General features: G+C 51.2%; 25 protein-coding genes, 1 pseudogene and 1 riboswitch. Of the genes and pseudogenes, 13 read left to right on the top strand and 13 right to left on the bottom strand.

The annotated features are described in order from the left end of the window. Window positions 1-30: 30 nt before the first annotated feature. Window positions 31-2,001 (top strand): type I pullulanase, encoded by a 1,971-nt coding sequence (gene pulA, locus ACLB09_RS06960; protein WP_410769081.1) that lies wholly within the window; start codon window positions 31-33, stop codon window positions 1,999-2,001. A 120-nt stretch (window positions 2,002-2,121) separates the two neighbouring features. Continuing rightward, on the top strand, window positions 2,122-3,336 hold the full coding sequence (locus ACLB09_RS06955; protein ID WP_410769079.1) for an MFS transporter: 1,215 nt from the start codon (window positions 2,122-2,124) through the stop codon (window positions 3,334-3,336). Between the two features lie 88 nt (window positions 3,337-3,424). Here ACLB09_RS06955 and ACLB09_RS06950 read toward each other — a convergent pair whose 3' ends face one another. Then, a complete protein-coding gene (locus tag ACLB09_RS06950) occupies window positions 3,425-4,123 on the bottom strand; it encodes a metal-dependent hydrolase (protein ID WP_410769077.1) in 699 nt (232 codons plus the stop codon). 120 nt (window positions 4,124-4,243) lie between these two features. Between ACLB09_RS06950 and ACLB09_RS06945 the strand changes: the two genes are divergently transcribed. Continuing rightward, window positions 4,244-4,897: a bifunctional 4-hydroxy-2-oxoglutarate aldolase/2-dehydro-3-deoxy-phosphogluconate aldolase gene (locus tag ACLB09_RS06945; RefSeq protein WP_410769075.1), complete on the top strand. Its 654-nt coding sequence runs from the start codon at window positions 4,244-4,246 to the stop codon at window positions 4,895-4,897. Window positions 4,898-5,027: 130 nt separating this feature from the next. On the opposite strand, the gene ACLB09_RS06940 is transcribed toward ACLB09_RS06945, so the two are convergent. Then, the gene (locus ACLB09_RS06940) at window positions 5,028-5,945 is read right to left on the bottom strand and encodes a hypothetical protein (protein WP_410769074.1); all 918 of its coding nucleotides are present in this window, start codon (window positions 5,943-5,945) and stop codon (window positions 5,028-5,030) included. 451 nt (window positions 5,946-6,396) lie between these two features. On the opposite strand from ACLB09_RS06940, the gene ACLB09_RS06935 reads away from it, so the two are divergent. From ACLB09_RS06935 to rpoD, 3 genes and pseudogenes are all read left to right on the top strand, one after another. Beyond that, complete coding sequence (locus tag ACLB09_RS06935) at window positions 6,397-6,552, top strand: hypothetical protein (protein WP_410769073.1); 156 nt, start codon at window positions 6,397-6,399, stop codon at window positions 6,550-6,552. A gap of 37 nt (window positions 6,553-6,589) precedes the next feature. Next, window positions 6,590-7,240, top strand: a complete 651-nt coding sequence (locus ACLB09_RS06930; protein WP_410769071.1) for a DsbA family oxidoreductase — start codon at window positions 6,590-6,592, stop codon at window positions 7,238-7,240. Window positions 7,241-7,532: 292 nt separating this feature from the next. Continuing rightward, window positions 7,533-8,393, top strand: a pseudogene (gene rpoD / locus ACLB09_RS06925) (RNA polymerase sigma factor RpoD); the annotation flags it as partial. Window positions 8,394-8,490: 97 nt separating this feature from the next. Here the strand turns inward: rpoD and ACLB09_RS06920 are convergent. Both ACLB09_RS06920 and ACLB09_RS06915 read right to left on the bottom strand, forming a co-directional pair. Next, the gene (locus ACLB09_RS06920; RefSeq protein ID WP_410769070.1) at window positions 8,491-9,582 is read right to left on the bottom strand and encodes a chymotrypsin family serine protease; all 1,092 of its coding nucleotides are present in this window, start codon (window positions 9,580-9,582) and stop codon (window positions 8,491-8,493) included. Between the two features lie 118 nt (window positions 9,583-9,700). Beyond that, entirely contained in the window at window positions 9,701-10,114 is a 414-nt protein-coding gene (locus tag ACLB09_RS06915) for a DUF4183 domain-containing protein (protein ID WP_410769069.1), read from the bottom strand. A gap of 438 nt (window positions 10,115-10,552) precedes the next feature. On the opposite strand from ACLB09_RS06915, the gene ACLB09_RS06910 reads away from it, so the two are divergent. From ACLB09_RS06910 to ACLB09_RS06900, 3 genes are all read left to right on the top strand, one after another. Then, the gene (locus ACLB09_RS06910) at window positions 10,553-11,401 is read left to right on the top strand and encodes a DUF4183 domain-containing protein (RefSeq protein ID WP_410770045.1); all 849 of its coding nucleotides are present in this window, start codon (window positions 10,553-10,555) and stop codon (window positions 11,399-11,401) included. 115 nt (window positions 11,402-11,516) lie between these two features. After that, window positions 11,517-11,936, top strand: a complete 420-nt coding sequence (fosB, locus tag ACLB09_RS06905) for a metallothiol transferase FosB (RefSeq protein WP_410769068.1) — start codon at window positions 11,517-11,519, stop codon at window positions 11,934-11,936. A 123-nt stretch (window positions 11,937-12,059) separates the two neighbouring features. Further along, complete coding sequence (locus tag ACLB09_RS06900; protein ID WP_410769067.1) at window positions 12,060-12,944, top strand: radical SAM/SPASM domain-containing protein; 885 nt, start codon at window positions 12,060-12,062, stop codon at window positions 12,942-12,944. 470 nt (window positions 12,945-13,414) lie between these two features. Here the strand turns inward: ACLB09_RS06900 and ACLB09_RS06895 are convergent, their stop codons facing one another. From ACLB09_RS06895 to namA, 3 genes are read right to left on the bottom strand one after another with little or no spacing between them, the layout of a single operon-like run. Further along, window positions 13,415-14,248 (bottom strand): 1,4-dihydroxy-6-naphthoate synthase, encoded by an 834-nt coding sequence (locus ACLB09_RS06895; protein ID WP_410769066.1) that lies wholly within the window; start codon window positions 14,246-14,248, stop codon window positions 13,415-13,417. After that, window positions 14,245-14,958 carry a futalosine hydrolase gene (locus ACLB09_RS06890; RefSeq protein ID WP_410769065.1) on the bottom strand — a complete coding sequence of 238 codons (714 nt, stop codon included), beginning with the start codon at window positions 14,956-14,958 and terminating at the stop codon, window positions 14,245-14,247. The genes ACLB09_RS06895 and ACLB09_RS06890 overlap by 4 nt, the downstream gene beginning before the upstream one ends. Window positions 14,959-15,007: 49 nt before the next feature. Next, window positions 15,008-16,018, bottom strand: coding sequence for an NADPH dehydrogenase NamA (gene namA, locus ACLB09_RS06885; RefSeq protein WP_410769064.1), 1,011 nt, complete (start codon window positions 16,016-16,018; stop codon window positions 15,008-15,010). 178 nt (window positions 16,019-16,196) lie between these two features. Further along, window positions 16,197-16,300: riboswitch (guanidine-I (ykkC/yxkD leader) on the top strand. Window positions 16,301-16,399: 99 nt separating this feature from the next. On the opposite strand from namA, the gene ACLB09_RS06880 reads away from it, so the two are divergent. Together ACLB09_RS06880 and ACLB09_RS06875 are read left to right on the top strand one after the other, a co-directional pair. Beyond that, a complete protein-coding gene (locus ACLB09_RS06880) occupies window positions 16,400-16,735 on the top strand; it encodes a DMT family transporter (RefSeq protein ID WP_410769063.1) in 336 nt (111 codons plus the stop codon). 3 nt (window positions 16,736-16,738) lie between these two features. Further along, a complete protein-coding gene (locus ACLB09_RS06875) occupies window positions 16,739-17,053 on the top strand; it encodes a DMT family transporter (protein WP_410769062.1) in 315 nt (104 codons plus the stop codon). Between the two features lie 140 nt (window positions 17,054-17,193). Here the strand turns inward: ACLB09_RS06875 and ACLB09_RS06870 are convergent, their stop codons facing one another. Both ACLB09_RS06870 and ACLB09_RS06865 read right to left on the bottom strand, forming a co-directional pair. After that, a complete protein-coding gene (locus tag ACLB09_RS06870) occupies window positions 17,194-17,385 on the bottom strand; it encodes a hypothetical protein (RefSeq protein WP_114498127.1) in 192 nt (63 codons plus the stop codon). Then, window positions 17,382-18,536, bottom strand: a complete 1,155-nt coding sequence (locus tag ACLB09_RS06865) for a DUF4062 domain-containing protein (protein ID WP_410769061.1) — start codon at window positions 18,534-18,536, stop codon at window positions 17,382-17,384. Before ACLB09_RS06865 ends, ACLB09_RS06870 begins: the two co-directional genes overlap by 4 nt. Before the next feature lie 229 nt (window positions 18,537-18,765). Between ACLB09_RS06865 and ACLB09_RS06860 the strand changes: the two genes are divergently transcribed. Beyond that, window positions 18,766-19,362: a nitroreductase family protein gene (locus ACLB09_RS06860; RefSeq protein ID WP_410769060.1), complete on the top strand. Its 597-nt coding sequence runs from the start codon at window positions 18,766-18,768 to the stop codon at window positions 19,360-19,362. Window positions 19,363-19,401: 39 nt separating this feature from the next. Here the strand turns inward: ACLB09_RS06860 and ACLB09_RS06855 are convergent, their stop codons facing one another. The 4 genes from ACLB09_RS06855 to ACLB09_RS06840 form a co-directional block, all read right to left on the bottom strand. Beyond that, window positions 19,402-21,240: an SgrR family transcriptional regulator gene (locus tag ACLB09_RS06855; protein ID WP_410769059.1), complete on the bottom strand. Its 1,839-nt coding sequence runs from the start codon at window positions 21,238-21,240 to the stop codon at window positions 19,402-19,404. Between the two features lie 349 nt (window positions 21,241-21,589). Next, window positions 21,590-22,564, bottom strand: coding sequence for an electron transfer flavoprotein subunit alpha/FixB family protein (locus tag ACLB09_RS06850; protein ID WP_410769058.1), 975 nt, complete (start codon window positions 22,562-22,564; stop codon window positions 21,590-21,592). A 34-nt stretch (window positions 22,565-22,598) separates the two neighbouring features. After that, entirely contained in the window at window positions 22,599-23,369 is a 771-nt protein-coding gene (locus ACLB09_RS06845; RefSeq protein WP_410769057.1) for an electron transfer flavoprotein subunit beta/FixA family protein, read from the bottom strand. A 45-nt stretch (window positions 23,370-23,414) separates the two neighbouring features. After that, window positions 23,415-23,996 (bottom strand): TetR/AcrR family transcriptional regulator, encoded by a 582-nt coding sequence (locus tag ACLB09_RS06840; protein WP_114498120.1) that lies wholly within the window; start codon window positions 23,994-23,996, stop codon window positions 23,415-23,417. A gap of 183 nt (window positions 23,997-24,179) precedes the next feature. Here ACLB09_RS06840 and ACLB09_RS06835 point away from each other — a divergent pair, with 183 nt between their 5' ends. Continuing rightward, a complete protein-coding gene (locus ACLB09_RS06835; RefSeq protein WP_410769056.1) occupies window positions 24,180-26,357 on the top strand; it encodes a (Fe-S)-binding protein in 2,178 nt (725 codons plus the stop codon). The last annotated feature ends 1 nt before the right edge of the window (window position 26,358 follow it).

Here is a 26,358-nt window from a genome sequence, read left to right as displayed (position 1 = left end):
TAGTGATCTTATGCTTAGGGAGGGACCGATTTGGCGGTTCAGCAGCAACGTAACATGGTAACAGATTATGGAGATCTCACCGTAACCGGGGGGATCTCTGTTTTTTCGCGCGATTTTGATGAAGCGTTCCAATACGAAGGGAATGATTTGGGCGCGGAGTATACACCGGAATTGACGGTGTTTCGGCTTTGGGCCCCTACGGCTTCGGAGGCAAAACTGAGATTGTATTCCTCCTGGGACAGCAAGGATTTTGAGGATTTGGTGATGTCCAGGGATATGCACGGAACTTGGGCGTTAACCGTGAACCGCAACTTGGAACTAGTTTATTACACTTATTTCGTGCGGGTAGGCCAAAACTGGAATGAAGCGGTGGATCCTTATGCGAAGGCGGTTGGGGTGAACGGGGACAAAGGCGTTATTCTCGATTTGCAAAAGACCAATCCGGACCGGTGGATCGTGGACAAACCGCCGTTTGACTATTTCACCGATGCCGTAATCTATGAAGTGCATATTGGCGATTTTTCGCTTCATCCGGAGAGTGGCATCAAGCACAAAGGGAAGTATCTCGGATTTACGGAAACGGGAACGCAGGGGCCCGGAGGCATTCATACCGGTCTGGATTATTTGAAGCATCTGGGGGTCACCCATGTTCAACTGATGCCGCTCCAAGATTTCGCCAAAGCTAGCGTGGATGAAGCGAGGTCCGGGGCAGGGGGTTTGGAACGGCAGCAGTACAATTGGGGTTATGATCCAAAAAATTTCAATGCGCCGGAAGGTAGCTATGCTACCGATCCTTTTCGGCCGGGCCTCCGGATCCGTGAATTGAAGCAAGCCGTTCAAGCGCTGCATGATCAGGGTCTACGGGTGATTATGGACGTGGTGTACAACCATATTTATGATGGATATATCGCTCATTTCACGAAGCTGGTTCCGGGATATTATTTGCGCTACAAGAAAGACGGGAGCTTCTCGAACGGATCGGGCTGCGGAAACGACTGCGCTTCCGAGCGCCGGATGATGTCGAAATTCATTGTTGATTCCGTTAGTTATTGGGCGACCGAGTATCGTGTGGACGGGTTCCGCTTTGATTTGATGGGCTTGCTTGACGTGGAGACGATGAATGAGATCCGCCGTCGCCTGAATGAACTCGATCCAAGCATCTTGCTGATCGGTGAAGGTTGGATGATGGAAACGGAGCTTGATCCTAATCGGAGAGCGAATCTATCACATGCTTCCCGGATGCCGGGAATAGCCCATTTTAACGGGGAATTTCGCAATGCGATTAAAGGTGATATCTTCAAACCTGAACAGCCTGGCTTTGTGAACGGCGGGACGGGGCAGGCGGTGCAGATTCTTAGAGGAGTCTGTGGTGCCATTCAGTATAACGCCGATTTACGCGGTTTCGCGTCAGAGCCTTCGCAGAGCGTTAATTTTGCCGAATGCCATGACAATCACACGTTGTGGGACAAGCTGTGCCGCTCGGTGACGAACGCCGACGAAAAAGCACGAAAGTGCATGCAACGACTGGCTACGGGGATCATTATGACTTCCCAAGGGATTCCGTTTCTTCATGCCGGCCAGGAGTTCCTCCGTTCAAAGGGAGGGCTTGAGAACAGCTTTGAGGCTCCGGCAGAGATCAATCGGTTGGATTGGGCCCGTTGTGCGGCACACTGGGATGAAGTGGAGCATGTGCGCATACTGATCCGATTAAGAAAGCAGCATCCCGCTTTCCGGTTAAGAACGGCGGTAGAAGTGGTGAGGCATCTTCATGTCGAACACGCTCAGGATTCCGCGATAGCATTTACGTTACGCGATCATGCCGGAAGTGATCCGGCAAGACATCTTTATGTTTTGTACCATGCCTTTCCCGATAGGGGGAAATACCGATTACCGGAGCTTGGACATTGGGAAGTTATTTTTGGGGATGAGACCGTTCGAAACATTGAACAAGGCTATTTGAATGCAGCCGGAATCGGCATGGTTGTACTCGCGGTTCATTAAGTTTGTCACAGGTCTTCAAGACCTGTGATTTTTTTGTGAAAAGAATAGCATTTTTTGCTAAAATAAGATGCAAGCTAAAAGATATAGAAAATTGATTCAAGGATGAGTGGGGGAATACAAATGAATATTGCAGAAACGGCTCCCAAGCCTAAGCAACGGAAGTTGCTGATGAGCGCGGGGCTAAGCTGGATGTTCGACGCAATGGATGTCGGAATCATTTCGTTCATCGCCGCGGCGCTGGCCGCGGAATGGAGCCTTACGCCCCAGCAGACCGGATTCTTTACGAGCATCAATTCGGTCGGCATGGCTTTTGGCGCGGCGATTGCCGGGATCATGGCCGATAAGTACGGCCGCAAGGCTGTGCTGCTTTGGACGCTGCTCATTTTTTCGATTGCCAGCGGATTGTCTGCGGCTGCCACCGGTTTTGCCGTGTTATGCGTGTTGCGCTTTATCGCAGGCTTTGGGCTGGGGGGTGAACTGCCCGTTGCGTCCACGCTGGTATCGGAGTCGGTTGCGGCAAAAGATCGTGGAAAAATGGTGGTCTTGCTGGAAAGCTTTTGGGCTGCCGGTTGGATTTTATCCGCATTGATCGCCTATTTTGTCATTCCGGAATACGGCTGGCAAACCGCTTTTCTTATAGGAGCCATTCCGGCGTTATATGCACTCTATCTGCGCAAATCGATTCAGGACCCGCCGCGATTCGCGGAAGTCAAGGAGCGCAGGCTTTCCGTTAGGGAACGTTTCGTTTCGGTCTGGACAGGCCCTCACAGACGTTCCACGATCATGCTGTGGATCTTGTGGTTTACGGTGGTTTTCTCGTATTACGGCATGTTTCTATGGCTCCCGAATGTGATGATGCTTAAAGGCTTCAGTCTTGTGAAAAGCTTTGAATATGTGCTGATCATGACGCTTGCCCAACTGCCGGGTTATTTCACGGCCGCTTATTTTATCGAGAAATTCGGCCGCAAATTCGTTCTGGTGGTCTATCTGCTGCTGACGGCGGCGAGCGCTGCCTGGTTCGGAAATGCAACAAGCGAAGGGATGCTTATCGCAGCGGGCATTTGCCTGTCCTTTTTCAACCTGGGAGCATGGGGAGGCATGTATGCCTATACGCCGGAGCTGTACCCGACCCGGGTCCGTTCTACCGGGGTAGGCATGGCCGCTTCCTTCGGCCGGGTGGGGGGCATTATCGGGCCGTATCTCGTAGGCATGCTGGTTGCCCGGCAATTCTCGATCGGATCGATTTTCTGGATTTTCTTCGTCACGATCCTGATTGGCGCATTAGCCGTATTCCTGCTCGGGACCGAGACGAAAGGAAAAGAATTAACGGATTGAATGATTAATTACATTAATTAAATGGGTAAACGTAGACTCCACAGATCTTTATGCCGAAAGACTGTGGAGTTTTGCGTTTATTGCATGTTTACTTGTCCAATTGAGAAGTTTCCAAACTCTCCCCCGGTTTCAGTGCATGCCCGTGAATCTCTCTCTTTTTCAATTCCTCGACAAAATGGTTTCCGTCTTGGGCGATGAGGCCAAACGTATTGTAGTGAACCGGGACGATATGCTTGGGATGAAGCCATTGGGCTGCGATGAGCGCATCTTCAGGCCCCATGGTAAAATAATCGCCGATCGGCAAAAAGGCGAGATCGATGTCACGGCGATCCCCGATCAGCTTCAAATCGCTGAACAAGGCGGTATCTCCGGCGTGGTAAATGATGAAGCCGTCCAGATCCAGTAAAATTCCTGCCGCTACGCCGAGATAGACATTTGTTCCGTCAACTTGAACGGAAGAACTGTGCAGGGCGGGGGTAAAGGTTAATTTTCCGAAAGGAAACTCAAAAGATCCGCCCAGATTCATGCCGACGGTTTTCAACCCCTTTGCATTAAAAAAATCCGCCAGTTCAACGATCCCGACGATCGTGGCTCCGGTTGCCCTGGCGATATTCTCCGCGTCACCGATATGATCGGAATGCCCATGGGTCAGCAGTACGTAATCCGCCTGGATTTCATCGGCCCGGGCCGCTGCCGCCGGGTTGCCCGTCAGGAATGGATCGACGATCAGTTTGTACTCGCCGGTATCGATAAATACTGATGAATGTCCCAAAAATGTAAACTTCATAAATGTCACTCCTTTGGAAATTTATGCGTTATAAATCATTATAACTTTTTGGGCTCTACAAGTCATATGTTTATGAGTTAGAATGTAAGTGAAAAGAAGTACATACTAAGGAGGAACGGTATGACAACAGCATTATTGGAACGGCTAAAGGAAGAAAAGATCGTCGCCATTTTGCGTGGTGTACCGAAAGAAAAAGCGTGCAACATAGCTGAAGCGCTGTGTTGCGGCGGTATCGTATTTACGGAAGTAACCATGAATACCGAAGGTGCGATCGATATGATTTCCGGCTGGAGGGAAAAATTCGGCGAACGGATGAAGATCGGGGCAGGCACGGTGTTGGATCTGGAAGAGGCCAAAGAAGCCGTCCGGGCCGGAGCGGAATATTTGGTCTCGCCGAATCTGGACGAGAGGGTAGTGGACTTTGCGCGGAGTAACGACATCGGCGTTTTTCCGGGAGCCATGACGCCGACGGAAATCGTAAGAGCCTGGAAGGCTGGGGCAACGGCGGTGAAGGTGTTTCCGATGGCTACGCTTGGGGTTGGCTATTTGAAGGAGATCCGGGCTTCGCTGAATCATATCCCCATGATCGCGACAGGCGGCGTAAGGCTTGACAATATTCACGGATTCATGGAAGCGGGAGCAACGGCTGTCGGCACTGGAGGGTATTTGGTCCATTCGGCCCTCGTGAGAGAAGGAAGATACGAGACCATAAGGCAAAATGCGGTCGATCTGGTACGAGCCGTAAAGTCTTGGAAATCGGGCGGAATCGATTGAAAACGCTACCTTTTTGAGTGATTGGAAGTTTGCTTGGTACAAATTTCACTTCGATCAAGCGTAAGTCATAATAGAAAAACCCGGTCCATCAACGCCGACAGGCGGTTAAACGAACCGGGTTCTTTGTTATTTATTGTGCCGGGGACTCGTCCCGTTTGACGAGATCCATCCAGCCTACTAAGTCATGTACGGCAATCCCTTCAAAGGAAGCGTGGGCAGAGGCGAGTTGTTCCAACTGCAATAGTTGTTCGTTCAATACAGCATTACCTTCTTCGTAGAATGTAATAAAGTTGCCTTCGGAAGAGGGTTTCGTTTCAACGCCCGTGTACACGTTTTTGTTTAACCGTTCACCTTCTAAGAGTTCATTCTTGGCCGTGTCATAGATGGCTTTGGCTTGATCGCGGTAGGACATAAGCGTAACCGATTCGAATCTGGAGATCATCCAGGAGCTTAAGGTTTGGTCGCTTCCCGGCACTTTGTAGTTGTCGAGCCAGAAAGGCAATGCGGCTGAAATCGGCAATTTTGCGGCTTCCGCTTGTTGAACGAGCGCGTCTACATTTTCTTGCCACTGCGTGACGAGCCCTGCCCAATCGGCTTTCCATTCAGGAAGGAGATAGGGCTCAATATCGACATGAATTCCTGCCAGCATCTCTTCCGGAGCGGCGGTCTTCTGATAGTCAACAATCCATTTCATGAATGAATCCAGTTTCGGCCGACTGGTGGATAATGCCCAATCCGGAGCGCCGTTCAGGGCATGAACTTCGATCTGTTTGGCATGGGCCTGACGGATGAAGTTTTTATAAGAGGCAAGGTCAACTTTCGAACTGATTTGAAGATAGATGATTCCGACATGTTGCGATTCGGAAAAATCAAGAATTTCGGCGGATGAAGTTTTGATCAGTTGTGTATGCCACAGCCAGGTTGTTTTTGCTCTCGGGACCGGATTATCTTCGGCCTGGGCGGTTTGGACATGGTATCCGAACATAGTAAACACTAAAATGCAAGCGATAAGCAAGGCCAATCTGCGGGGGAAGGTGTCTGTTTTCACGAAGAAGTACACTCCTTTATGGAATAAGTTAGTAAGTTCTTGGCGGAAAATAGGAGCGGCGAACGACAAAAAAGCAATGTAGGGTAGATTGCAATGACAATTCCAGGCCTTACCTCCCACGCAGAATTAAAAACGGAGTTTCCTTACCTTGGGCCGAAATCCCTGAAAATCGAGGATGCTTTGCGACCATAGAAAGGGGTATGTTTTTATATTCGTCATAATTATCACGAATCGTCATAGGTCTTTAGGATTAACTTGTCGTTCAAATTTGAATTTTTAACCAAGGTATGTTAAATAATGTACTTCAGGAGGAAGTGACGCAAGTTCGGTATACTTCATTGGAATATTTGTCCTTTTTATAACGTAGACCTTCTTTAGCTTCAAATTCCGGGTATCCGGTTAAACAGGAAATAAGGTAAAGAGTGAACGGATTAAAGGAGGAAGATCGATCATGAAAATCATAATTACGCAGAGTGAAGCTGTGGAAAAAGGCATCTGGACAAAAATTATGATCATGTTCGGCATTTCGGATACCGATGAGATCTGGGATAGTGAGCAATTTATTCTAACGGAAGAACAGGCGAAGGAACTGGGTCTGATCCGCTGAATAAGCTAAACGATTGTGAATTGGAGGAAATGGCATCATGAAGGTAGAAATCTGGTCGGATTACGGTTGTCCATTTTGTTATATCGGAAAAAGAAGATTCGAAAAAGCGTTGGAGCAGTTTCCTCATAAAGATGAGGTTGAAGTAATTTTCCGCAGCTTTGAACTGGACCCTAACGCGCCGAAAGAAACCGGATCCAGCATGCAGGAAATTTTGGCTGCAAAGTACGGCATGTCCTTGGAAGAGGCAAAGGCCGCAAATGACCGGGTAGCGGAGCAAGCTGCCGATGAGGGTCTCGTTTACCGGTTCGATACGATGATCCCGACAAATACGTTTGATGCTCATCGCTTGACCCACTATGCTGGAGAGCAGGGGAAAATGAAGGAGATATCAGAGCGGCTGTTTAAAGCTTATTTTACCGATTCGTTGAACATCGGGGACCTGGATACCCTTGTTTTTCTGGCGCAGGGCATCGGACTGAACGGGGAGGAAGCCGGAAAAATGCTGGCATCCGCGTCGTATTCCGATGATGTTCGAAGCGATGAACGGATGGCCGGTGAAATTGGAATCCGTGGGGTACCCTTCTTCGTATTGGATGAGAAGTATGCCATTTCCGGGGCTCAACCTCTTGAAGCATTCCGCAACGCATTGCAGCAGGTTTGGGAAAAGCGGAGTGAAAAGCAGGATTAGATCCGCCGATACCGATAATAAAGGAAAACAACAAAAACGCTGATCCGGATGGACCAGCGTTCATTTCCATTAGAAAAAATGATCTTGTAAAAACATAAAAAACATGTTAAAATGACGGATAGTCAAATCAATGGGCTAATCAATTCAATATTGCTTATATAATAGCATAATAGCACTAATTTGTCAAATAGAGTATACCGTTGTTAGAGAAAAATCATGTTATTGTTTTCCATTTATTAGGGTGGGGGTCTGAGCCATGACAGAGGATTTGACAAAGGGCAATGAACTTGATTTTACAGATGACCTGACGCTGCCGCCAGGCGTTAAAATTGATGATCCGGTTCGCATGTATTTAAAAGAAATCGGGCGGGTGCCGCTCTTGTCCGCCGATGAAGAAATCAAGCTGGCGCAACGCATTGAACAAGGGGATGAGGAAGCCAAGCGCCGTCTGGCCGAAGCGAATCTGCGCCTTGTTGTAAGCATCGCCCGCCGTTATGTAGGACGCGGTATGGTATTCCTCGACTTGATTCAGGAAGGAAATATGGGCCTGATCAAAGCGGTGGAGAAATTTGATTATTCCAAAGGATTTAAATTCAGTACTTATGCGACATGGTGGATTCGCCAAGCCATAACGAGAGCCATTGCGGATCAGGCGAGAACGATCCGGATTCCCGTTCACATGGTGGAGACGATAAATAAGCTGATCCGGGTTTCCAGACAGCTGCTTCAGGAGATCGGCCGGGAGCCGACGCCGGAAGAGATCGCCAAGGAAATGGATCTTACCCCGGAAAAAGTACGCGAAATTATGAAAATCGCTCAAGAACCGGTGTCCCTGGAGACGCCGATCGGCGAAGAGAACGATTCGAATCTGGGTGATTTCATCGAAGACCATGATGCACCGGCTCCTGCGGAGGCGGCTGCATACGAGCTGCTGAAGGAGCAACTGGAGGAAGTGCTGGATACGCTCACCGAACGGGAAGAAAACGTGCTCCGCCTGCGCTTCGGCATGGATGATGGACGGACCCGGACTTTGGAAGAAGTGGGCAAGGAATTCGGCGTAACCCGGGAACGCATCCGGCAGATCGAAGCCAAAGCGCTGCGGAAGTTGAGACATCCTAGCCGCAGCAAACGCTTGAAGGATTTCATGGAATAAGCACGGATCTCGACGATTGAAATAATAAGAGGAAAGCATTTCGCAGATGGCCTTTTGGCTACGGCCATTCTGATGCGGAAGCTTTCCTCTTTTTTATTTAGTGATTACCTTTGGAACGACATTTTTGGGGCCGTAGTTTTTTTCCCATCTTGGAATCAAGCGGCCGTACGCACATGTAATTATGTCTGCTTCCCCTGCCGGGAGTCGTGATCGTCCGCTTGCAGCTGCGGGCGACACGGGTACCGAACACTTTCATGAACCAGTCGACCGGATAAGCGATGGAGAGATGCCCTTCGTCCGATCCGGCAAAGTTGACCGCCGCGGCCAGGTTGCCTCGTTTGGTCAGCCAGACGGAACCGGAATCCCCGCTTAAGGATATGGGGCGCTTACCACGGATGACGCTCTGGTCTTTGAAAGTGATCGTACCGAGATTTCCGTAATCGCCGTAGTTGACCTGGACATCGGTGTGAATCGATTCCACGGTACCCGTTACGACTCCGGTTGTACGGCCTACCTTTTTAAACCGGTCGCCGATCTTGTAAGTGCGGATAAAGCCGGGGACGGTTCCAAACACGGCATACTCGGGTGATAACAGGTTGCGACGGAGCGGTTTCGATGTTGCTGCATCGAGGAAATTCGGACCCTTCTTGCGCAGCTTGACGAAGCGGTCCATGAAGCCGATTTTGTCCCGTCGAACCGTTCCTCCGTCGGCTCCGCCAGGTTGCAGTGTCTCTGATTTCCGGTTGGAATTTTCATTGACCAAGACGTGATTATTGCTCAAGATATAGCGGCTATGGGGCTTGCATTTATCACTAATAATCAGCCCGGCGGTTCCGGAGACATCCGGCGTGCCTACGCTATATCCGGCAATGACGGGCCTGATGCGTTTCTGAAAGCGGGAGGAAGATGAACCGTTTTTGTGAAATCTGGAGGAGCGTACAATGCGGATCGGAACCTCGGACTTCAGTTTTGGCGGAACGGACACGGGTCGAGCTTTGGTTTTGCCTCTCTTGTTTTTGGCGGCTGCCGCAGATACGGTATCGGCATATACAATAATCGCCGCCCCTTTACGGGGACTGGCAGGTTCTTTGAAGCCTACACCGACGCCATGAACACCTCGCTGCTTCAGCATACGAGCAGAGTAACGCTCTTTTAGCAAATAAGCTTTTCGAAAACTGACCAATAGCATCACCTTTTCTTCATATTTGTTCTATACTATGCAACGCATGGCAAGGAGGTATGGCGGATTCAGGTCAATTGGATATGTAAAAAACACCCGGCCTATGGGCCGGGTTTATTGTAGATAATCAAGTAATGATCGTGATCGTAGGTGCGGATATAGTAGGCTGGGTCGTTATATCCGAGGCGACCGTGGAGAAGCTAGCGACTTCCAATTGAATCGGTACTCCAGCAGTCAAATCAACGGTATCCAGCACCAGGCTTGCGGTAGTCAGCGTCGAGAGGGATGCTTGTTGAAGAACTCCGTTAATATAGACATTAAAATAATCGCTTGTGGCCAGGGCCGGCAGGGCTGCTACCGGTCCGTCAGCATCATCTACAAAACTTGCGGCGGGAATCGTCGTTTCAGTGGCTCCGATCATACCTGCCGTGAGCGTTACAAAATAACGGGAAGTAGTAGGCGTAATGGCCGTCGTGATCACACCGCCGGTAGCTACCGGGGCCGTGGAAACGGCAGTAAAAACGGGTTTTATAACTGGCATGTTTATTTCACCTCCTGCATCAGGATATCGAGGCAATTCTCGATTCTATAACATATAATGATTATTTTCTTCGGTTGAAACGGCGTTTCTTCCCTATTGGAGACTTTGTTCCGGAAATAAGGCGGTTCCTTTGTTTCATAGCCGTTTGACTGACATATGATATTGGAGACGATGGTGGCGATTGGAGGTGTAAAAGTGCTAAAAGGCAGAAAGCGAAAATCCCGAAAACGATTGAACCCCTGCTTGCGCCGAAGTCCACGGCGAAAACCTCGTAAAAAAAGGGGTCGTCATTCCTTATGCTGTCCCAAAAAACCCGCAGGCCGGACTGGCGCGCGGGGATTAAAGAAACGCAGGAACCCGACTGATGCAACGGGCATTCCGGGGCTACCGGGACCGGAAGGCAGCCGGGGTGGCCAAGGAATCGTTGGATTGCCAGGAATGCAGGGCCCGAAAGGAAGCGACGGGCAGCAGGGTATTCCTGGCGAGCTTGGGCCTCAAGGATTTCAAGGGGTGCCTGGTCAGCAAGGGTTGCAGGGAGCGCATGGCCCGCAGGGATTGCAGGGATTGCAGGGGATGCCGGGTCAGCAGGGAACACAAGGACAGCAAGGCGATCCCGGAATCCAGGGATTACAAGGGGTCCCGGGTGCTCCAGGGCCGCAAGGACACCAAGGATTTCACAGGATGCCGGGAATCGCGGGCCCACCGGGACCGCAAGGGGCTCAGGGCTCGTCAGGCATCCCGGGACCACCGGGAGCGGAAGGGGCTAGAGGTCCTCAAGGAGCGCAAGGAGTGATGGGACCGGCAGGGCCTCGAGGGGATACTGGAGCACAAGGATCGCAAGGGCCTCAAGGAGAACAGGGGTTGCAAGGTCCGGAAGGACCTCAGGGAGCACGGGGCCTTCAAGGACCCCAAGGGGAGCAGGGCCCTCAAGGTGTACAGGGATTGCAGGGACCGGAAGGCCCCCAAGGTCCACCGGGCACGGCTGACATTACGATTGTGCCGACCGTATACAGGTATTTTTATTTTCCCGATGCCAATCTGACGGAATTGACTGTTATTGAGGCGATACAGTTCACGAACGACCTGGGAGAGCCCGTTGAACTTTTCGAAGGGTTATCCTTAAATAGCTATTCCAACTTGTATCTGAATGGTGTATTGCAAGAAGGCAGATTGTACTCCATTCAAAAGGCTGCTTTGACGCTCGATCTAGGCTCGGATATTATACTTGCAGGGACTCCGATAATTATAGAAAATGTAGAGTTGAACGTATTATCGAATATTGCGTAATCCATCCTTTCGCCTTGCCTTGCATCGCAAAGGTTGACCAAATGGGATTTAGCGAGCGGGGCCGGGCTATCCGGCTCCGCTGGTCAGGATTCTTGGAACGGAGGAGAAATAAGAGATGAAGCTTCAAGGAATTAATCACTTATGTTTTTCGGTATCCGATTTGGCAAAATCGGTTGATTTTTACCAAAAGGCGTTTGACGCCAAATTACTGGTTACCGGAAGATCTTTGGCATATTTTGATCTGAACGGGCTTTGGCTTGCCTTGAACCAGGAAGAAGCGGATCGTAGTCGGTATACTCGTACATATACGCATATCGCTTTTACGATTGAGGAGGGAGATTGGAATAATTGGATGGACAAGCTGGAGCAAGCGGGAGCCGAGGTATTACCGGGACGCGCACGGGATGAGCGGGATCATCGTTCGGTCTATTTTTTGGATCCCGATGGGCATATGTTTGAATTCCATACGGGAACTTTGGCGGACAGAATGGAGTATTATAAAACGGACAAGCCGCATATGCAGTTTTTCGATTAAGGGACTGGCGAGAGACCGTGCTTAGGAAATTTACAGTTGGGACTTCGGCCAAATTGAGATAGAATATATTTTAATGTGACAGAAATCATACAAATACCGGAGAGAAGCAGGTTAAAGGCCATCATGAAAAAGTTCAAAAAGTTTTATATCGAAACAACCAGCATTTGTAATCTGGCCTGCAGTTTTTGTCCGCCGACTCACCGGCAGGCCCAATTTATCGGAATCGATGACTTTGTCAAAATCCTTGACGAGATCAAGCCGCACACCGATTATATTTATTTTCACGTTAAAGGGGAGCCGCTGCTGCATCCCAAAATCGATCAACTGCTGGACATCAGCCATGAGAAGGGCTTTAAAGTCAATATTACGACCAACGGCACCTTAATCCGTAAAAATGCACCCAAGCTTCTGGGCAAACCGGCGCTGCGGCAGATGAACTTTTCCCTGCACAGTTTCGATGGTCATGAGGGATCGACGGACCGGGAAGGATACATTACGAACGTTTTGTCTTTCGTAAGAGAGGCGACTGCGGTCTCCGATCTGATCGTGTCGTTTCGGCTCTGGAATCTGACGAAGGACAATGAAACCAATTTGGAACGCAGCCGCAATCGGTCCACGCTGGAACTGATCGAGAAGGAATTCGGACTGGATTACCGGATCGAGGAAAAAGTTCAGCCGGGCACCGGCATTAAATTGGCCGACCGCATATACCTGAATCAAGATCATGAGTTCGACTGGCCCGATTTAAAAGCCAAGGAAGACGATGGCCGGGGATTCTGCCATGCGCTTCGCAATCAGGCCGGAATACTTGTCGACGGCACGGTCATTCCCTGTTGCCTGGATGGCGAAGGCGTCATCAACTTGGGCAACGTCTACAAGACCCCGTTTTCGGAAATTGTTGAGGGCGAACGGGCGAACCGGCTGTATGATGGATTTTCGCGTCGCGTCGCGGTTGAAGAATTATGCCGAAAATGCGGATACCGCCAGCGGTTCGGGGGCGAAGCTTAAGCGCGTTGACAGCAAACGGGGTTGGAGACCGGGTAAGGTAAGCCGGTTCACTGAAAGTGATGCGCCATGAACCGTGCGCACGCGGAGATAAACTTGAGAGAAACCCGTATTAGGAAATCTAACGGACATGAGGGACGTTAAAGTCCGAGAATTCGCGTATTTTAGAATCTAACGGACACCAGAGCCGTTAATCGAGTGGTTTTATCGATTTTTGACCTACAGTAGGTCATTTAAGGGCCGCTGTGTCCGTTAGCGCAAAAAAAGCAGGATTACAGGGCCGATAACGTCTCCTGTGTCCGTTAGAGATCCGGAAACCCCGGAAACCCCGGAAACCCCGGAAACCCCGGAAACCCCGGAAACCCCGGAAACCCCGGAAACCCCGGAAACCCCGGAAACTCAGTACATTCAGATCCGTAAAATTGATGAAAACAGCCTGGGACGTCAGCATCTCGCCCCAGGCTGTTTTGTTGTTACTTCTTCAATAATGACAGGTCCACTTGGGGGACAAGGCCTTCGCGGGCGGCCCGGTCAAGCAGGGCCGTGACAGCCGCAAAGCCGTCGTCGCCGAGATTGGCCGTGTAGTCGTTGACATAAAGGTTGATGTGAGCCTTGGTGACGTCCGGGGACATCTCTTGGGCATGCTCAAGAACGTAATCGGCGGAAGCCTCCGGATGTGCCCAGGCATATTCCACGGATGCACGAATCCAGCCGGAGATGGCTTCCAGGTCCAACGACCGGCGGGCGATGATGGCCCCAAGCGGGATGGGAAGCCCGGTGTCGGATTCCCACCAGTTGCCGAGATCGGCGAGCATGTGGAGCCCATAGGTTTGATACGTGAACCGGGCTTCATGAATGACGAGCCCGGCATCGATCGTGCCGTTTTGCACCGCAGGCATGATCTCGTCGAACGGCAGGACGACGATCTTGCCGATGCCGCCCGGCACGTTTTGCGCGGCCCATAGCCGGAACAGCAGGTAGGCGGTTGAGCGCTCACTCGGCACGGCGACACGACGGCCCGCCAGGTCCGCCGGGCTGTGCTGGCCGTCCGCCGTCAGGACGAGCGGGCCGCAGCCGCGCCCAAGCGCTCCGCCACAGGGCAGCAGGGCGTATTCGTCCAGCACCCAAGGGAGGGCGGCGTATGAGATTTTCAGGATATCGGGACCGTTGCCGCCGGCCGCGAGGCCGTTCGTAATGTCAATATCCGCATAAGTGACGTCAAAGTCCGGTGCACCGGGGATAAAACCATGCACCAGGGCATGAAATACAAATGTATCGTTGGGACAAGGCGAAAAAGCGATATTCATGATTGCAGCACCTCCGGTAGTAATGAGCAGGCCTTTTCCAAGGCTTGCAAGGCTTCGCCGATTTTCCACAGTTCGCGCTGGCGGGGACCGATCTTGTTGGAAATCGCGCGGATTTCCAACACGGGGATTCCCAGCCGGTGTGCAGCCGCGGCCACGCCGAAGCCTTCCATCGCTTCGGCGGCCGCGCCAGGTATACGCTCGGCCAGCAGTTCGGCCGTAGCCGCCGTGCCCGTGACGGTGGACAGCGTCAGTACCGGCCCGTGGCAGGCCGTAAGCCCGGCTGCCTGAAGCGCCGCCGTCCAGCCGGAGGCCAGGCGGCCGGCGACCGGCACGGCGGCCGAGCCGAAGCCGAGCTCGTCCACGCTGGCGAAGCCGTCCGGCGTCTCCGCGCCGAGATCGGCCGCGACGATCTCGCTCGCCACCACGAGCGAGCCGACCGGTGCGCGGCCTTCGAAGCCGCCGCCGATGCCGGCGCTCACGACGAGGTCGTACGCGCCGCCGGCCAGCTCGCTCGCCGTGGACGCCGCGGCGAGCGCCGGCCCGACCCCGGCCAGCCGCACGTCAATGGCCGGCGCTTTAACCGCGCCAGCCATTGACGCCGCCCGGCCCAGGCCGCGAAGCACGGCCTCCCGCTCCGCGTCGACCGCGGTCATGATAAGCACCCGCGCATAAGCCGAACGCGGGCTAGGTTGATTCTTCTGATCTGTCATCTTCCAGTTGCCAACTCCTTACACAAGTTCCTGTAAATTCGGGTATGTCTTAGGCTCTTCCATACTGTTGGGGGCGGTCGATCTCGGAACCAAGCTCTTTGGCGGCGTTAAGAGCCCAGTACGGATTGCGAAGCAGCTCCCGTCCGAGAAATACGAGATCGGCGCGTTCATTGCCAAGGATTTCTTCGGCTTGTACAGCACTTGTAATGAGACCGACAGCGCCGGTTGCAATTCCGGCTTCCCGCCGGATTACTTCGGACAGATTGACTTGATAGCCCGGGTAAATATCGATTTTGGCCGGAATTACGCCGCCGGAGCTGCAATCGATCAGGTCCACGCCTTGAGCCTTCATGTTGCGGGCGTATTTAATATACTGCTCCAGGGAATTCCCGTTCTCATCGTATTCGTTCGCGGAGACCCGGACGAAGATCGGCCCGTCCCATTCGGTTTTAACGGCATCGATGATTTCTCCCAGCAGCCGATAACGATTTTCGGCGGTACCGCCGTAGGCATCCTGCCGATGATTGGCTAGCGGGGAAAGGAACTGATTGATCAGATAGCCATGGGCACCGTGGAGCTCGATGATATCAAATCCGGCTTCCTTCGCCCGGCGAGCCGATTGCGAGAAAGCCTCGACAACGCGGCGAAGAACATCCTCATTGGCTTCCAACGGCGTTTTCATCCCGGGGAAGGGAAGGGCGGAAGGGGCAAAAATGTCCTCGTTCAGTTCGGCTTTCCGTCCCGCGTGGGCTAACTGAATGGCTGCCTTGGCACCTTGCTGGTGAATGAGATCCGTAATTTCTTTCAACCCGGCGATATGCTCATCGCTCCAGATCCCGAGGTCGCGATAAGAGATCCGGCCTTCCGGCAGGACGGCCGTCGCTTCCACGATGATTAATCCTACGCCGCCAACGGCCCGGGTAGCATAGTGAATCCGGTGCCAGTCCCCGATTTTTCCATCCTCATTCGGGGCGGAATACATGCACATTGGAGCCATGACGATCCTATTCTTGAGGGTTACCTCTTTTATGGTATACGGAGAAAACAGCTTACTGCCCATGTTTTTCTCATCCTTTCACAATAGTTTATCTGGATTTAGACACCGATTCCTCTGTTGTCTATGTTAGATCAAACCATTTCCCGACACAAGTCAGGCCCTAGTTATATCCATCGGAGACTGGTTCAAAGATTTCTCGATAACCCTTGACCCGAACTTCAACATCGTGTATCATAAGTGTCACTTTGTCCCCTAGGGTTCCGCGGCGTTTCTTGCCGGTCATGGTCCGAGAGGGGACGCGCAGAGCATACTCTGCGAACACGGAGGGATAAAAGCCTGGGAGATAAACTGTGATAAACAGTTTGTTTCCCGGGCTTTTGTATATTTCCGCCACAATAGATCAAAACTTCATGTGGCGTAATTCCAAAGAGGAGGATGAGAGCAATGAACAAAACGTGGTTGTCCGTAGTTATAGCTGCGGTATTTGAGGTGGCTTGGGTTATCGGATTAAAACATGCCGGCGGATTTTTAGAATGGGGAGGTACGGTGATTGCCATCATTGTAAGTTTTACCTTGATGATCAGGGCATCCAGATTCCTTCCGGTGGGCACCGTGTACGCTGTTTTCGTAGGTTTGGGTACGGCAGGCACTGTATTGGCTGAAATTATTTTATTCGATTCTCCCGTTAAGATTGAAAAGATCATATTCATTGCAGTGCTGCTATTGGGTGTTATTGGGCTAAAAATGGTAAGCAATGAAAAGAAAAAGGAGGCAGCGTAACCTATGGATTGGGTATTTCTTGTTTTAGCGGGGGTATGTGAAATGTTTGGAGTCTTGACGATCAATAAGGTGAACAAGGACCGTAACGCGGCATCCTTCCTCTTGTTGATTGCTGGCTTTGGATTAAGCTTTTTGTTCTTGTCCTTGGCCATGAGAACCCTGCCTATGGGAACTGCGTATGCCGTATGGACAGGAATTGGAGCATCCGGAGGAGCTATTCTCGGAATGATCTTTTACGGCGAACCCAAAAATGTGCCGAGAATTTTATTTATTGCCATGGTGCTTGGATCGGCTGTCGGCTTGAAGTTGGTCAGCTAACAAAAATTTCAGGCGGATCATCTTCATCGCGAGGGTTCTGTCCGCCGCCATCGGTTTGAAATTGATGGCCTAATGGCTTAATTCCAACACACAAAAAAACCGCTCTATTCGGTTAAAGAAACCGGTAGAGCGGTTTTTATTTATGCCCGTTTGGTGGCCTGGGCAAATCGGTCTTTGATTTGCTTGTTGTTGCGTTTCATTGCCGTACGCTGCTCGCGCAAGATTTGCGAGGAATTTTTGGACAGCGGAGCAAACAGTAACGCTTCTTTAGGCTGGCTTCCGACAGCTTTGCTTACCCGTCCGTTTTTGGATACGAAGACTCCGGAACTCATGGGCGCATTCCCCCCAAGCATAATTTGATAAATTCGATGATGAGCGGATTTTTACTCATTATAGCATGATTGATACTCTCTTTGTAGTGGATGAATTTCTTATAATTCCAGTCGGGGTCGGCCGGGTAGTGTAAAGTGATGACATAATTGCCGGACCGGATGCAGTGATAGATCATGCTTTTGGCTTCTTTAAAAAATACCTGCTCCCCGGGGTCCCCCAATTCGAGGGTAAGTACGGCGTAAGAGCTCTTATCATCCAGCGAAAAGATCGGTACCGAGGTCGCCCGACCCGCTTTTGCCACGAAATTCAGGCCGTTATCCCGCAGTTCGTACAACGTGGCCGCGCAACAATCCCCATATTGCCCAACGGATTCGCTCATATATTGTCCGTATTGCTGTTCGATCATGCCGCCGGGCAGCCGGCTTATCATCAGTTCCAGAAATTTATCCGCCTGGCGAAAACCGGTAATTTGCAATTGGGGCAGGAGGCCGGTCAAAAGCTCGAAGGCTTCGTCAAACTGGTCAAGCCGTTCGGCATTTTGCTCAATGGATTCTTCCAACGGAAGCAGCAGGGAACCCCGGCGAAGCAGGTCGCTGAAATAAGTCTTCCAATTAATCATTACCCCGATCGACAGGTCATCGATGTACACTTTACGCAACATCATGTCATACAGAAGGAACCAGACATACGGCTCGACGCCTTTTGGCACCCGGTCGTCGTTCCTTAACATTTCCATCATATGAGCCGGGGACGGAAAACGGTCTTCTTTGGATATGTAACCATCGATGAACTGTTCAAGGAGCGGCCTGACCGTTCCGAAAAATGCCGCCTTGATCTCTATATCGCCAAACACGAGAATCGTTTTTTCCTCTTCGTGCGCCTTGATGAATTCCATGTGAGTTATCGTTCTTGACGCTTTATCATGATATGTACCGGCTTTGCCCCCGATGAATAGCAGATAAATATCGCATTGCTCCACGGCTTCCAGGCAACGAACCACAGGATCGACATGAGCGGGCCAGGGACCGAGGTTTTCCTCCCACATCACAGGTTTATGTCCCAAGGATTCGAGCTCCCGGTATACACTTCGTCGAAGCGGCTTTAGCCCGTCCTCGTTGACGGAGCTGATGAAAATTTTCGTTCTTGCCACGAAAGTCACCTCCCGAGCCAGTTTGTTTCCATTATAACCCAGACTTAACAGAAAAGAATATGCTCAAAATATTTTTAAAGAAGATCTTGCAAACAAAAATATTTTCATGTAATATACTATCCATAGTCACTGAATAAATGTAAGCAAGTTGATTTGTTCAGTCCATCCGGTTGGAATTTCGGCGACCAGGGTACAATATTCTTAAATTGGATAAGGAGAGGTTATTAACATGAGTCAATTTTTAAATGAAATCAAAACAAGACGCAGCGTATATGGAATCAACAAAGAAATTCCGGTATCGGAGTCCCGGATCGAGGAAATCGTAAAGGAAGCCGTACTTTATACTCCATCTTCATTTAACTCGCAAAGCGCAAGAGTAGTAGTATTGTTTGGGGAACAGCACGACAAGTTCTGGGACTTGACCAAGGAAACATTGCGTAAAATCGTTCCGGCTGAAGGCTTTGCTTCCACCGAAGAAAAAATGGGAGCTTTCCGCAGCGGCCGCGGTACGGTATTGTTTTTTGAAGATCAAGCGGTTGTAGAAGGACTGCAAAAGCAGTTTGCCTTGTATGCCGACAACTTCCCGGTTTGGTCCAACCAATCCTCCGGAATGCTGCAATTCGTCGTTTGGACTGCACTGGCGAATGAAGGAGTGGGTGCATCGCTTCAACACTATAATCCTCTTGTCGACGAACAAGTGGCCAAAGAATGGAACTTGCCTGCAAGCTGGAAGTTGATCGCGCAATTGCCGTTCGGCGGAATTGCCGCAGAACCGGGCGAAAAAGAATTCGCGCCGATTGATACCCGTCTCAAGGTTTTTAAATAAGTTTCGGCATTTATAAAAAAGCGTTTGACAGTAAACCTGTCAAACGCTTTTTTCCATTTTCAGCACCGGACTCTCCAATTGGCGATCGTCTGCCGAAGTAAGCCAAATATCCTTAAAATCCATCCAGCCCAAATTGTTGATGACCAGGCCGCGCACAGAAGGATGAACATAGGTGCTTAATTTTTGGTGAATCAGGAATAGCACCTGGGCTTCGTCCTGGAGTCGGTATTCAATTTGCCGCAATAACGCACGCCGTTTTTCTTTTGGCTTAGTGGCGAGAATTTGATCCGTAAGCTGGAAGATCCACTTTCTGAGTCCCGGATCCAAGTGCTGATAGATCGAGCTGTTCGCTTGAAGATAATTCTCCAGTTCACAAACCTCATCATCCGCAAATACGAGGCAGGTCAGCATCGCGTCCGCTTCCTGAATCGTTTCCACCCGGGTAAACGCGAATCTTTCTTCATAACGCAAATGCATCGTAATTCCGATTTTCGCGCATTGCTTCTGAATCCATTCGGCTTCATCGGCGTCCGTGTCCCTGGCCACAAGCAGGAAAGGGGAACCGTCATATCCCGATTGCTCTAGCAGTTGCTTGGCAGCATCGAGGTCATACCAGTTTATGCCCAACTCGCTTCCTTCATGAGGCATGAAACTTCGGGCGGGATAACCGGATTTGCTTGAATGCTGGATCAACCCGATCCGGTCGATGATGAGATTCACGGCTTGGCGGAAGGATAAGGATTGCTGAGGCCCTTTTTTGTTACGGTTCCACGTCATCAGGCTGCAGCCTTTGCTTAGCGTTTCGATGCGCTGCCAATCCTCACCGGCTTTGGCGGGAATACGAGAATCATTGGCGATAAGCTGCTCCCATTTCAATTTGGATATATTCGGGATGTTATCTGGTAAGAAAATCAGCTTAACCCCATCCAGATAAGGTCTGCCCAGAAAATATTCGTCATTTACCGTCAGTTCCAACCGGTTGCTGTTCCATGTCGCCATTCGGAAGGGACCGGTGCCGCTGGGGAGCGTCCAATAGTTGGATTCATCCAGGCCGCCGAGATCGGAGGGAAGGATGGAGGCGCAGGAGGAACACATCAGGCGGGGGAACAGCCAATTGGGCTGCCTCAGCCGAATTTTCACCGTTCTTGCGTCCAACGCTTCCGCCCGCTCCATCGTAGACAGCAGCCAGGCGTTCATCGTGCCTGCGCAAAGGCGCTCCAAAGTAAAAACGACGTCCTCTGCGGTCAATAATTTACCATGGTGAAAACGGATCCCTTTGCGTAAAAAGAAAGTCCATTCCGTTCCGGTTTCATTGCTTTCCCAATGGTGGGCGATCAATGGCACTATGGCTTCCTGTTCCGAATCATATTGGACGAGGCGGTCAAACAACTGCCGGACCAGATGGGAGTCAAACCCATAGTACAGCTTTGCAGGATCCAGCGAAAGCGGAGCCTTGTAAACCGGGAGGCGGAACACGTCCCTGCCCTGGAAGTCATCGCTCAATTTCTCCATCCCGAATTGGTTGTTCAACCATTTGATGAACTGCTCGAGAATCAATTTGTCTTCTTCATACTGATGCAGGAACTCAAAAGCGTAGCGGTATTCCCCTTTTTGCGCCAGCCGCTTGGCAAACTCCAGCAGAAAAAACTCGCGTTTGACGAGAAATTGAATGCGAGAACGGTTTCCCCGGCCCCGGCCGGGAATCCAGCTGATTAATTCCTCTTCCTGAAGCTTGCGGACGATCAGTTTGACATTCCGTTCCGTACAGTGAAACAACGCCGTTAAATCTTCGAGCGCCACTTCATATTCTTCCTGTTCACCCGTTACCGGCCCGGCATAATGGTTCAAAAGGGTGATATAACGCTCTGCTGTGAGCATAGAAAACACCTCCCAAGACAAGTGGCTCCCCAAAGAAAGCGATTATTCAGAAAAGGGGAAATGCATTTTCCATAGTGTACACTTTTTCTTCCTGATTTTAAAGCAGATAATGAGAGCAAGATGACATCGGCAATCGGTGAAGAAGGAAGGGGAGAGGTTTTAAAATGAACTACGAGGAGCTGTACAGAAAGGAATTGGAACTGAAAACATTTCACAACCCTTGCAGTTATATCCGCCAGATCCGGAATGAATGCAGAGTGCAGAGAATGACCTACCGCACCCGGAAAAAAAAGAAAACCTGGCTGACCAGGTTTATGAGTGGGATGACGGTTTCAAGAAGTGAATAAGATCAAACCAGCATTTGCTTGAATTCCTGCGTCAAGAGGGGAACGACTTCAAACAAATCGCCGACGATCCCGTAGTCGGCCACTTTGAAAATCGGAGCCTCGGGATCCTTGTTAATGGCGATGATGACCCGGGATTGGCTCATTCCGGCGAGATGCTGAATGGCCCCGCTAATACCGCAAGCGATATAAACTTCGGGCGTCACGACCTTGCCGGTTTGCCCGATTTGGAGGGCATAATCGCAGTAGCCCGCATCGCATGCGCCGCGGGAGGCGCCGACAGCGCCTTGCAGCACTTCGGCCAGTTCTTCCAGAGGTTTAAAGCCTTCGGGACTTTTGACTCCGCGGCCGCCGGAGACGACAACCCGTGCCTCGGTCAAATCAATTTTGCCGGTTGCTTTGCGAACGACTTCTTTAACGAGCGAGCGCAAAGACGGCTGCGGCTTATAGTCAATAGCTATGATTTCGGCGGGCGTAGGAACCGGCTCTGCAGGGTGAATATTGTTTGGACGAAGGGTAATGACTCCGTTCCCGCCGATAAGCCGTTTGGTTTCAAAAGCTTTACCCGCATAGACAGGGCGGGTATAAAGGACTTCGCCGCCGGTTTTCTCGATCGCCGTCACGTCGGAAATTTGACCGGCCTGCAAACGGGAAGCGATGTGAGGAGCGAGATCCCGTCCAACCGCCGTATGGCCGAATACGACGATATCGGGATGAATGGTGTCAAGGGCTTGTGAAAGTGCGGCGATATACGCTTCCGCGAGGTATGTTTTTAAATCCGGGTGGTCGATCACAAGCACCTGGCCCTGAAAGCGGCCGGCCAGTTCTTTAGCCGGTCCGGAAAGCTCGTATCCGAGCAGCACGGCGGTCACTTGATCGTCGTTTTCTTTTGCCATAGCCGCTGCTTGAAGCACTTCCAAAGAAACCTGCCGCAATTTACCGTCACGGGATTCGGCTACGACAGCATACGTTTTACCCATAGAATATCCCTCCTTGTAATATAGGCGATTGGATTTAAAGCACCTTCGCTTCGGTCTTCAATAACCGGACAAGCTCTGCAGCCTGTTCGGACAGTACGCCTTGCAGAACCACCCCGGCTTTACGGGCCGGCGGATTGAAAAGGTTGGTGCGCTGGCTTTTTGGGGCGATTTCGGCTTCGCTAAGTCCGAGATCATCTAGCCCAAGCTGCTGGAACGGCTTCTTCTTTGCCTTCATAATTCCGGGCAGGGAAGGGTAGCGCGGATCGTTGAGGCCTTGCTGTGCGGTGAAGAGGGCCGGGAGAGAAATTTCAATCGTTTCGGTGTCCCCTTCGGCGTCGCGGATCGCCAGAGCCCGGACATCGCCGTTAATCTCCAGCTTTACAATGGCCGAGGTGTGAGGTATCTCCAGCAGTTGTGCCAGTCGGACCGCTACCTGTCCCGCTCCGTTATCGACCGAAAAGTAGCCGCCGAGGATCAGGTCGTACGTTTGCCCCTTGAAATAGGCGGCAAGCAGGGCGGCGATCCCGGATTCATCGGTCCCGATCTCGTCGTCCGAGATGAGCACGGCCTCGTCGGCGCCCATCGCCAGCGCGGTCCGCAACGCTTCGGCGGTACGCTCGGGGCCTACGGAGACGAGCTTCACATTCCCTCCGTGCTGCTCCTTAAGCCGTAAGGCTTCCTCAACGGCGTATTCGTCATAGGGATTGATGATATATTTCACGCCGTCATCGCTAATCTCACCGTCATGAATGAGTATTTTTTCCTCCGTATCAAAGGTTTGTTTCAGGATTACGTAAATGTTCATCAGGTACGTCTCCTCTCTCAAAATCCACTTTTTTGAGCCAACCTCTTATTTCAAACCGCGCAAGAAAAAATCAACCGTCCTGTCAACCTGGGCAGACAAGGAGTATTTCCGCCCTGAGATCAGCCACGAAGTGACCACTTCGTCCATGGCTCCGAAAATAAGCTGGCGCGTCAGCTTCGTATCCAGATCGGAGCGAAAGGATTGTTCTTCGATCCCCCTTTTTAAAATATGCTCGATCAACTGGATATAGGGCTTTACCGACAATCCGATCGCTTTGCGTAATTCAAGGGAACTCTGGCGCAGTTCGATTTGCGTTACATAAGCCAAATTCACATTTTGTTCGAGCTGGGTGAAATGAATCTCGCACACTTTGTACAGCGCTTCGGCAGCGGTGCCTGATTCAAGCATGCTCGCATTGAACAGGGCGACCAGCTTGCCCAGCCGATCTTCGAATAAAGAGATCAGGATATCTTCCTTTTTCTTAAAGTATAAATAAATCGTACCGTCGGCGACCCCAGCCTCCTTGGCGATTTTGGACACCTGGGAACCGTGAAACCCGTTTTCGGCGATGACTTTTTCTGCGGCATCCAAAATCATCTCAAATTTTTCCTGTTTCCTACTTGTCATAACGACACCTCAATGCTAAAATTTAAAACAACTGAATGAATACTCATTCATTTTTTATTAATCTTAGGATAGTGAAAGCGCTTTGTCAATAGAGGCGCATTTTTAAAATCTCATAATGTAAACGCTTACCCAGGCTTGGCCTGATCTGATTCAATCAATCCGGTAGAAAGGGTGGGAGCAGAGATGGTGTGGCAGTTGCTTCATTTGGGTCTGTTTTTGGCAGTGACGGGATACGGGATTTATTTGTTCTACAGGGCTGTCTATCACCGGTTTTTGTATGTAAAGCTCGGTCGGAAGGCGGATTTCTCCTGGCGGCCGAAAGGCGGATGGGGCGAGTTCATGGCCCAGGTGTTTGGACAGAAGAAGCTGCTGAAGGACAAAAAAAGCGGAGTCATGCACGTCGCCGTTTTTTACGGATTTATTATTTTGCAGTTCGGTGCCGTGGATCTGATAGTCAAAGGGTTGTCGGAAGGCGGTCATCTTCCCTTCCCAGCCTATGAAGTGTTCGGATTGCTGCAGGAAGTGACGGTTCTGCTGATCCTCATTGCCATGGGGTATGCAGCTTATCGTCGTTACGGGGAGAAGCTTCCCCGGCTGAAAAAAGGGTGGAAGCCCAGCCTCGTCGTGTTCTTCATATATTCGCTTATGCTTTCGGTGCTGCTGTCGCTGGGATTCGAGCGTTTATGGCTCGGTCTTGAATCATCGGCGCTTGCCCCGATTTCCTCACTAATCGCCGCAGTCTTTGACGGCCTTCCCGCCATCGGAGCGAAAATAACATTTTATGTGTTCTGGTGGCTGCATCTGCTGATTCTGCTCTCTTTTCTCGTGTATGTACCTCAATCCAAGCACTTTCATCTCATTACGGCTCCTCTTAACATTTGGCTGCGGCGCAGAGAACCGGTCGGCCGATTGAAATCGCTCGATCTGGAAGACGAAGAAGCCGAAAGCTTCGGGGCCGGAAAAATCGAGGATTTCAGCCAAAAGCAAATGCTGGACTTTTATGCCTGCGTGGAATGCGGGCGCTGTACCAATGTTTGCCCCGCCTCCAACACCGGAAAAAGTCTGTCTCCGATGCATTTGATCACCAAGCTTCGGGATCATCTGACGGAGAAAGGCACTGTTATTACAGGGAAATCTCCATGGGCACCGGAATTTGCGTTCGGTTCGGCCTCCGGCCCGGTCACGCACGGGGTGACGGGGGAAGACAACGAAGTGGCCTGGAACGATTCCGCGGGAATAACGAACATCACGCCAACCCTGGATTGGCAAAAGAAGACGTGGAAAGAACGGGAACAGGGTACCGACCCGACCGCAATGGAACTGATTGGAGATGTCATGACCGGGGAGGAAATCTGGTCCTGCACGACCTGTCGGAATTGCGAAGACCAGTGCCCGGTGGGCAACGAACATGTCGACAAGATCATCGATCTCCGCCGCCATCTCGTCCTGATGCAAGGTAGCGTGCCGCAGGAAGGACAGCGTGCGCTCACCAATATCGAGCGCCAGGGCAATCCGTGGGGCATCAGCCGGAATGATCGGGCGGAGTGGACCGGCGAGGTGGAGGGCATCTCCGTACCGACGGTGAAAGAAAATCCGGATTTCGAGGTATTGTTCTTCGTCGGATCGATGGGCTCCTACGATCTCCGCAGCCGCAAAGTCTCCCGCGCGTTCGTCCGGCTACTCAAACAATCCGGCATAAGCTTTGCGATTCTCGGCAATGAGGAGAAAAATTCGGGCGACACGCCGCGCCGGATGGGCAACGAGCTGCTGTTCCAGCAGCTTTGCCAGGAGAATATCGCTCTTTTCCAAAAGTATAGGGTCCGCAAAATCGTTACGGCCTGCCCGCACACGTTCAATACGTTCAAAAACGAGTATCCGGAATTCGGGATGGAGGGGGTGGAGGTACTGCATCATTCGCAGCTGCTGGACCGGTTGATCCGGGAAGGCAGACTGGCGCCAAAACATGAAGTGAAGGAAGTGATCACCTATCATGATTCCTGCTATTTGGGGCGGTACAACGAGGTTTACGACCAGCCCCGGGATGTGTTGAAGGCGATCCCCGGCGTGGAGCTTGTGGAAATGGAGCGTGCGCGGGAGAACGCGATGTGCTGCGGGGCCGGTGGCGGAATGATGTGGATGGAGGAAAGCAGCGGAAAGCGGATCAATCTGGCCCGGACGGAGCAGGCGCTGGAGGTACAGCCGACCGTTATCAGCAGCGCTTGCCCGTATTGCCTGACCATGCTGGAGGACGGTACGAAAATGAAGGAGGTCGAGGGACGGGTGTTAGCCAGAGATATTGCGGAGCTGCTGGAACTCTCCGTTTTCGGCGAATCAGCATCGCCTGCAAGGCAAGGAGCCTGAC

It is taken from the genome of Fontibacillus forbon (genome assembly GCF_046559655.1).
Lineage (GTDB): Bacteria > Bacillota > Bacilli > Paenibacillales > Paenibacillaceae > Fontibacillus.
This window is presented reverse-complemented; position numbering and strand designations above follow the sequence as displayed.

What these genes read in the sequence shown, in the direction of transcription:
- ACLB09_RS06835 (WP_410769056.1), top strand. Translation starts at nt 24,180, where the DNA reads ATGGTGTGGCAGTTGCTTCATTTGGGTCTGTTTTTGGCAGTGACGGGA.
- ACLB09_RS06935 (WP_410769073.1), top strand. Translation starts at nt 6,397, where the DNA reads ATGAAAATCATAATTACGCAGAGTGAAGCTGTGGAAAAAGGCATCTGG.
- ACLB09_RS06955 (WP_410769079.1), top strand. Translation starts at nt 2,122, where the DNA reads ATGAATATTGCAGAAACGGCTCCCAAGCCTAAGCAACGGAAGTTGCTG.
- namA (WP_410769064.1), bottom strand. Translation starts at nt 16,018, where the DNA reads ATGGGCAGTAAGCTGTTTTCTCCGTATACCATAAAAGAGGTAACCCTC.
- ACLB09_RS06890 (WP_410769065.1), bottom strand. Translation starts at nt 14,958, where the DNA reads ATGACAGATCAGAAGAATCAACCTAGCCCGCGTTCGGCTTATGCGCGG.
- ACLB09_RS06850 (WP_410769058.1), bottom strand. Translation starts at nt 22,564, where the DNA reads ATGGGTAAAACGTATGCTGTCGTAGCCGAATCCCGTGACGGTAAATTG.
- ACLB09_RS06855 (WP_410769059.1), bottom strand. Translation starts at nt 21,240, where the DNA reads ATGCTCACAGCAGAGCGTTATATCACCCTTTTGAACCATTATGCCGGG.
- ACLB09_RS06915 (WP_410769069.1), bottom strand. Translation starts at nt 10,114, where the DNA reads ATGCCAGTTATAAAACCCGTTTTTACTGCCGTTTCCACGGCCCCGGTA.
- ACLB09_RS06930 (WP_410769071.1), top strand. Translation starts at nt 6,590, where the DNA reads ATGAAGGTAGAAATCTGGTCGGATTACGGTTGTCCATTTTGTTATATC.
- ACLB09_RS06845 (WP_410769057.1), bottom strand. Translation starts at nt 23,369, where the DNA reads ATGAACATTTACGTAATCCTGAAACAAACCTTTGATACGGAGGAAAAA.
- ACLB09_RS06870 (WP_114498127.1), bottom strand. Translation starts at nt 17,385, where the DNA reads ATGAGTTCCGGAGTCTTCGTATCCAAAAACGGACGGGTAAGCAAAGCT.
- ACLB09_RS06895 (WP_410769066.1), bottom strand. Translation starts at nt 14,248, where the DNA reads ATGAATATCGCTTTTTCGCCTTGTCCCAACGATACATTTGTATTTCAT.
- fosB (WP_410769068.1), top strand. Translation starts at nt 11,517, where the DNA reads ATGAAGCTTCAAGGAATTAATCACTTATGTTTTTCGGTATCCGATTTG.
- ACLB09_RS06920 (WP_410769070.1), bottom strand. Translation starts at nt 9,582, where the DNA reads ATGCTATTGGTCAGTTTTCGAAAAGCTTATTTGCTAAAAGAGCGTTAC.
- ACLB09_RS06950 (WP_410769077.1), bottom strand. Translation starts at nt 4,123, where the DNA reads ATGAAGTTTACATTTTTGGGACATTCATCAGTATTTATCGATACCGGC.
- ACLB09_RS06945 (WP_410769075.1), top strand. Translation starts at nt 4,244, where the DNA reads ATGACAACAGCATTATTGGAACGGCTAAAGGAAGAAAAGATCGTCGCC.
- ACLB09_RS06910 (WP_410770045.1), top strand. Translation starts at nt 10,553, where the DNA reads ATGCAGGGCCCGAAAGGAAGCGACGGGCAGCAGGGTATTCCTGGCGAG.
- ACLB09_RS06860 (WP_410769060.1), top strand. Translation starts at nt 18,766, where the DNA reads ATGAGTCAATTTTTAAATGAAATCAAAACAAGACGCAGCGTATATGGA.
- ACLB09_RS06875 (WP_410769062.1), top strand. Translation starts at nt 16,739, where the DNA reads ATGGATTGGGTATTTCTTGTTTTAGCGGGGGTATGTGAAATGTTTGGA.
- ACLB09_RS06880 (WP_410769063.1), top strand. Translation starts at nt 16,400, where the DNA reads ATGAACAAAACGTGGTTGTCCGTAGTTATAGCTGCGGTATTTGAGGTG.
- ACLB09_RS06900 (WP_410769067.1), top strand. Translation starts at nt 12,060, where the DNA reads ATGAAAAAGTTCAAAAAGTTTTATATCGAAACAACCAGCATTTGTAAT.
- ACLB09_RS06840 (WP_114498120.1), bottom strand. Translation starts at nt 23,996, where the DNA reads ATGACAAGTAGGAAACAGGAAAAATTTGAGATGATTTTGGATGCCGCA.